Genomic DNA, 419 nt, shown 5'->3' on the forward strand with positions numbered 1-419 from the left:
CTTCGTCTGGGACTCCATCGTCGACCGCTTCCCGCTGACGCTGTCGCTGACCGTCGGCGGTCTGGTGATCTTCCTGACCCTGGGCCTCGGTTCGGGTCTGCTCGCCGCCTGGAAGCGCGGCACCGTGGTCGACAAGGTCGTCTCCGGCGCCTCGATCGTGCTGAGCTCGTTCCAGATCTACCTGCTCGGACCGATCGTCCTGGGCATCCTGGTCTACAGCTCCGGCATCATGGAGAACCCCAAGTACCACCCGTTCACCGAGAACCCGGGCACCTGGGCCCTCGGACTGCTCATCCCCTGGGTCGTGATGGCCACCATCTTCACCGCCCAGTACACGCGTATGTCGCGCTCGACCATGATCGAGCAACTGCAGGAGGAGCACGTCCGCACCGCGCGCGCCAAGGGCATGTCGCAGCGGT

General features: G+C 65.6%; 1 protein-coding gene. It reads left to right on the forward strand.

The window, feature by feature from the left end:
* The coding region (locus LPA54_RS40095; protein ID WP_228985351.1) for an ABC transporter permease subunit at nt 1–419 on the forward strand (419 nt) is incomplete at both ends.

It is taken from the genome of Streptomyces sp. DH12, from assembly GCF_020873895.1.
Classification (GTDB): Bacteria; Actinomycetota; Actinomycetes; order Streptomycetales; family Streptomycetaceae; genus Streptomyces.